The organism is Anaerostipes sp. CAG:276 (genome assembly GCF_000432215.1).
GTDB lineage: Bacteria > Bacillota > Clostridia > Lachnospirales > Lachnospiraceae > Anaerostipes > Anaerostipes caccae.
In genome coordinates this window covers 22933-29323 of the sequence record NZ_FR889189.1, presented here as the reverse complement: position 1 = coordinate 29323, position 6391 = coordinate 22933, and the positions used below count along the sequence as shown (strand labels likewise).

Below are 6391 nucleotides of genomic sequence, written 5' to 3'. Positions count from 1 at the left end.
TAGGATTTTGAAGTCTCGTATAGAAATATCCCGCATCCTCCAGGTCAAAAAGGCGTCCCATCTGGTCACTTGTGTCATATTTAAATGTAGTGCTCTGATAAACCGGCACCACCCTCGGTTCCCCTTTTTTCGGCTCCCATCCGGATTGGATACATTTTGTCTCAATTTTATAATCGCTCATGATTCTTCCTTTCTCTTATGATAATAACATTCTGTCGTTGGCAAAATCTTCCCCGCTGGTTTCTTCAAATTTCTGCAGAAGATCAGCAACTTTCAGGTTCTTCTTTTCTTCTCCTGAAACATCATAGATGATCCTGCCGCTGTTCATCATGATCAGACGGTTTCCGATGCGTATGGCATCTTTCATGTTATGAGTTACCATCATAGCGGTCAGACTGTCTCTTGCGATGATCTTCTCCGTAAGTTCCAATACCTTTTTCGCCGTCTTTGGGTCCAGAGCCGCAGTGTGCTCGTCTAAGAGCAAAAGACTCGGCTTGTTCAGTGTCGCCATGAGCAGTGTCAGGGCCTGTCTCTGTCCTCCGGACAAAAGGCCTACCTTTGAGGTAAGACGATCCTCCAGTCCCAAGTCCAGCATCGCCAGCTTTTCTTTATACATCTTTTTCTCGCTCTTTGTAATGCCCCAGCGCAGGCCGCGGTTCTTCCCACGGCGGTGAGCCATGGCCATATTCTCCTGAATTTCCATGCCGGCTGCGGTTCCCATCATAGGGTCCTGGAACACACGCCCAAGCATATAGGCCCGTTTGTGCTCCGGCAGGTCCGAAATGTCTTTGCCGTCCAGAAGGATAGTTCCCTGGTCAATGGGATATACGCCTGCGATCATGTTCAGCATCGTTGACTTGCCTGCCCCGTTGCCTCCGATCACAGTCACAAAATCCCCCGGATTCAGGTGAAGATCGATCCCGTCCAGCGCCTTCTTTTCATTGACCGTGCCTTTATTAAATGTCTTGTGCACATCGATGATGTTTAACATGCGGTGTTCCCTCCTTTTCCAGGAATTCTTTTCTGGGAGTATCTGGACTTGATCGCCGGGATACCCAGAGCTAACGCTACGACTAATGCCGTAAACAGCTTCATATCGTCTGTGCTGAGTCCCATATACAGCACCAGTGAAATGATCATGCGGTAAATGACAGAGCCAAACACGACAGAAGCCAGTATATACATGAAATTAAACCGTTTTCCAAAGATTACTTCTCCGATCACGATGGATGCCAGACCGATGACAATGGCTCCGGTCCCCATCTTAATATCACCGTATCCCTGGCTCTGTCCGACCAGAGCACCTGAGACGGAGATCATCCCGTTGGAAATGACAAGGCCGATGACTTTTGATGTATTCGTATTAGCCCCCAAAGCCCTGACCATATATTCATTGTTTCCGGTCGCCCTCAGGGCACATCCGATCTCTGTGCCGCAGAACCAGTAGATGCACAGCACCACAAAAATACTGATCACTGCTCCAACGAGCAGAGTTGCCATCGTCTGGTCCAGTTTCAGCGCATCAATAGCCTGGGTGAATACGGTATCCTCTCCCAGCAGTGATGTGTTTGGCTGTCCCATGATGCGGATATTGACCGAATACAGGGCGATCATTGTCAGAATACCGGCTAAAATCGCAGGGATTTTTAATTTCGTATGTAAAAATCCGGTAACTGCTCCTGCCGCCATTCCCGCCGCCAATGCGATGACAAGAGATACAAAAGGGTTCACTCCTTTTACGATCATAACTGCGCTGATGCATCCCCCAAGGGCAAACGTACCTTCACAGGACAAATCCGGAATATCCAATATCCTGAATGTAATATAGACACCAAGCGCCATGATTCCCCACAGTGTACCCTGGGCAATCGCACTCTGCATGTTTACTGCTAAATCCATTCTTCTTCTCCTTTTCTTACTTTACTGTCCACGAGAATTTATTATACCACGATTTAAGACTTTGCACCAGTGAAGTTCTGAGAAAGCTGTCCATGAATATAACTGCCATTTTCTTTCTTAAAAGGCGGACTAATTCTCCTGAAGAAAAAAGCTGTCTTCTTTCACTCCATGAAAGAAGACAGCTTATATACCTATCATTTATTACGGTAGATTTATTTTTTCTTTTCTGTGATCGTTGTCACCATCTTAGCTTTTTTCTCTAAATCTTTCGGAACCTTGATTCCCAGCTTCTTTACGGTATCTTTGTTGATGATCAAATCAGCATTGCTCTGATATTCGATTGGCATTGTCTTTGTCTCTGCTTTGCCCTCTAAGATCTTGACTGCCTGCGCAGCGGTCTGTTTTCCAAGTTCGTAGTAGTTGATTCCGTATGTAGCAAGGCCTCCGCCGGTGCACATACCTTCTTCTCCCACGATAACAGGAATCTTGGCTTCGTTGGCTACCATAGACACGGTATTCATTCCGGCTGCGATCAGATTGTCTGTCGGCGCATAGATGGCATCCGCTTTCCCTTTCAGGGATTCCACTACCTGACGAATCTCGCTGGATTCGGATACAGTAGCATCTATGGTCTCAAATCCTAACTTCTTTGCTTCTTTCTTCGCCATAGCGACCTGGATCTTTGAGTTTGCTTCTGCTGAACAGTATAACATAGCTACTTTCTTTGTTTTCGGAAGCATCTGTTTTAACAGTTCCATCTGCTTTTTCACTGGTGTCAGGTCTGAAGTTCCGGAAACGTTGTTGCCTGGCTCATCATTGCTCTTTACAAGTTTTGATGCAGCCGGATCTGTCACGGCTGTCACCAGAATCGGAATATCCTTTGACTCATTCGCCATCGCCTGAGCCGCAGGTGTGGCAATCGCCAGAACCAGATCACACTTGTCATTGACAAACTGAGATGCGATGGTCTGACAATTGGACTGCTCATTCTGAGCATTCTTATATTCAATCTTGATCTTATCTCCGTCTTTATATCCGGCATCCTCAAGGCCTTCTTTAAAGCCTTTGTAAGCCGCATCTAAAGCTGCGTGCTCGGTAAGCTGCACAACGCCGATCTTCTTTTGTTCCTTTTTTGCCTCGTCTTTCTTGTCACTTCCCCCGCATCCGGATAGTACCGCTGCACTCATCACGGCTGCAAGCCCCACTGCCATAAACTTCTTTAATCTCATAACTCTGTCCTCCGTCCTTGTTGTTGCGTCATCACTTTAACGCTTTTATGTGCTAAATTATAGCACTGCCGTTCCTCATTGTCAAGCAGAGAACAAAGTGGGCAAGCCGCTTGAACTCCCCAACCCCTCAATCTTTGAGGGGCTTGACAACTTCGCGTACCAGATGCAATTTGATGCAGTCAAATGATTTCCCTATGCATCTGTGTACAGCCCGCGGAGCGTTTTTATCCCATAGGGCAAACTTTCCTATGAAACAAAAAACTGCCCCGGTCTCCCGGAGCAGTTCTCTATTTGCTCTTATTCTGTGTTTTAACGAACTTGGCTGTTTTTTTCAGTTCATCCGGAACCCGAATCCCCAGTTTTTTCACCTGGTCTTCATTGATGATCAGATCATACTGATCCTGATATCCTACCGGCAGTTCAGAAATCTTTTTCCTGCCTTCCAGTATCTCTTCCGCCTGTTTCGCGGTCTGCTTTCCGAGCCGGTAATAATTGATGCCGTATGTTGCAAGCCCGCCTCCCGTACAGAGAGCTTCCTCTCCAACGATCACCGGGATCTTAGCCTCATTGGCCACCATGCTGACAGTATTCATGCTGGCGGAAATGATATTGTCCGTCGGCACATAGATAACGTCTGCCCGGCCTTTTAAAGACTCCACAACCTGCCGGATCTCACTGGATTCCGACACTGTGGCATCCATCGTCTCAAAGCCCTGTGCCTCAGCCGCCAAACGGGCCTGTTTTACCTGAAGCACAGAATTTGCTTCCGCAGAGCAATAGAGAAACGCCGCCTTTTTTGCCTCCGGCACCAGCTTTTTGATCAGCCCTATCTGTTCTTTCACCGGGGCCATGTCAGAAGTTCCCGACACATTTGTACCCGGTTTTTTATTATCCTTTACCAGCTTGGCAGCCTGGTGGTCTGTCACTGCCGTGGCAAGGATCGGAATATCCTTCGTCTCCGTAGCCATAGCCTGTGCAGCCGGTGTTGCAATGGCCAGCACCAGATCACTCCGGTTCCCGACAAACTGGGAAGCGATGGTCTGACAGTTGGACTGATCATTCTGGGCGTTTTTATACTGAATCTCAATATTTTTGCCGTCCACGTATCCGTCTTCTTTCAGGCCGTCAACAAATCCTTTTCTGGCGTCATTTAACGCATCGTGTTCTACCAGCTGCAGAATTCCGATCCGCTTTACATTATCTGATTTTTTGTCTGCACATCCTGTAAGAGTCATCACAGCCGCAAACACTGCCAGGATGCCAAACGCTTGTGCTTTTCGTCTCATATTCTTCCCTATGATAATTTTTCTTCCAGTTTTAAGTTGATTCTGCCCATCTTGTCAATTTCCAGTACTTTGACGGCTACGCGGTCCCCGATGTTGACCACATCTTCCACTTTCTCCACGCGATCTTTTGCAAGTTTGGAAATATGGATCAGTCCGTCTTTGTTCGGTGAAACCTGTACAAAGGCACCGAACTGCATGATTCTCACGACCTCGCCCTCATAGATATCGCCCACATTCAGCGGTTCCACGATAGATTTAATAATACCAATCGCTTTATCAATCATTTCCTGATCTTCACTTAAGATATCCACTCTTCCGGACTCATCAATATCAATTTTCACGCCGGTCTCATCAATAATAGCATTGATCGTCTTGCCCTGTTTGCCGATGACTTCGGAAATCTTCTCAGGATCAATGGTGTACTGGGAGATCTTAGGCGCATATTTTCCTACATGGTCTCTCGCTTCTCCGATGACCGGATTCATAACGTCGTGAAGAATATAGGTTCTCGCTTCTTTTGTCCTTGCGATCGCTTCACGGATAATCTGGTCTGTAAGTCCGTGGATCTTGATATCCATCTGGATGGCTGTGATTCCCTTATCGGTTCCTGCCACCTTAAAGTCCATGTCTCCGAAAAAGTCTTCCAGACCCTGGATGTCGGTGAGGATCAGATAATCATCGTCGCTGTCTCCTGTCACCAGTCCTACAGAAATACCGGCTACCGGCGCTTTGACCGGCACACCTGCTGCCATCAGAGACAGAGAAGATGCACAGATGCTTCCCTGGGATGTGGAACCATTGGATTCCATGATCTCAGATACGGTACGGATCGCATACGGGAACTCTTCTTCTGTCGGAAGCACCGGTATCAGTGCACGTTCTGCCAACGCTCCATGTCCGATCTCTCTTCGTCCCGGACCTCTGCTCGGTCTGGTCTCTCCTACGGAATAGGAAGGAAAATTATAGTGGTGCATGTAGCGCTTGCTCGTCTCGTCCTGATCCATGCCGTCCAGTCTCTGCGCTTCTGAAAGAGAGCCCAGAGTGGTCACGGTCATAACCTGGGTCTGTCCTCTCTGGAACAGTGCAGAGCCGTGGACTCTCGGCAGACAGTCAACCTCTGCCGCCAAATGACGGATCTCCGTGATATCCCTTCCGTCCGGACGCTTTTTATCTTTTAAGATCATTTTTCTCACGGTCTTCTTCTGGAAGGTATACACAGCCTCCCCGATCTGAGACAGCCACTCTTCATTGTCGGCATAGCGCTCTGCTAATTTATCTTCAATACCGCGGATATTTTCTTCCCTCACCTGTTTTTCATCGGTGAAGACCGCTTCTTCCATGGCTTCCGGTGTAATAAAGGAAACCATATCCTCATACATCTCCTGATCGATTTCATGATGCTCATATTCATGCTTTTCTTTGCCGCATTCTGCAACGATCGTGTCGATGAATGCAATAATCTCTTTATTTACCTCATGTGCTTTAAAGATCGCCTCAATCATTATATCTTCCGGCACTTCATTGGCGCCAGCCTCAATCATGATAACTTTTTCTCTCGTAGAGGCCACAGTCAGTGACATCTCGGATACTTCTTTCTGAGCCGCCGTCGGATTGATGATAAACTCTCCGTCAATCAATCCGACCATCGTGGATGCGGTAGGTCCGTCGAAAGGAATATCAGAAATGCATGTCGCGATAGCTGAACCGAGCATTGCGGTAAGCTCCGGGCTGCAGTCCGGGTCTACGGACATAACAAGGTTGTCCAGCAGTACGTCGTTTCTGTAATCTTTCGGAAACAGAGGACGCATCGGACGGTCGATTACACGGTCTGTGAGAATCGCATTCTCAGAAGGTCTTGCCTCTCTCTTTAAAAATCCTCCCGGAATTTTACCCACTGCATACTGTTTCTCTTCATATTCGACACTCAGCGGGAAGAAATCAATTCCGTCTCTCGGTTTATCGGAAGCCGTAGCTGTC

5 protein-coding genes and 1 pseudogene (1 of these 6 cut by a window edge) are annotated in these 6391 nt (G+C 47.6%); all 6 read right to left on the bottom strand.

Annotated features, from left to right (window positions below; all coding sequences use genetic code 11):
- Nucleotides 1–181, bottom strand: a 181-nt coding sequence (locus QVP35_RS08170; RefSeq protein WP_288187812.1) for a PLP-dependent transferase, incomplete at its 3' end; no start/stop codon positions are given.
- Between the two features lie 15 nt (nt 182–196).
- A complete protein-coding gene (locus QVP35_RS08165; RefSeq protein WP_006565802.1) occupies nt 197–991 on the bottom strand; it encodes an ABC transporter ATP-binding protein in 795 nt (264 codons plus the stop codon).
- Complete coding sequence (locus tag QVP35_RS08160) at nt 985–1899, bottom strand: ABC transporter permease (protein ID WP_009290526.1); 915 nt, start codon at nt 1897–1899, stop codon at nt 985–987. Before QVP35_RS08160 ends, QVP35_RS08165 begins: the two co-directional genes overlap by 7 nt.
- Before the next feature lie 212 nt (nt 1900–2111).
- Nucleotides 2112–3128, bottom strand: a complete 1017-nt coding sequence (locus QVP35_RS08155) for an ABC transporter substrate-binding protein (protein WP_022261010.1) — start codon at nt 3126–3128, stop codon at nt 2112–2114.
- Between the two features lie 287 nt (nt 3129–3415).
- Nucleotides 3416–4414 (bottom strand): ABC transporter substrate-binding protein, encoded by a 999-nt coding sequence (locus QVP35_RS08150; RefSeq protein ID WP_009290524.1) that lies wholly within the window; start codon nt 4412–4414, stop codon nt 3416–3418.
- An 8-nt stretch (nt 4415–4422) separates the two neighbouring features.
- Nucleotides 4423–6391 (bottom strand): annotated as a pseudogene (locus QVP35_RS08145) (polyribonucleotide nucleotidyltransferase); it runs 145 nt beyond the window's last position.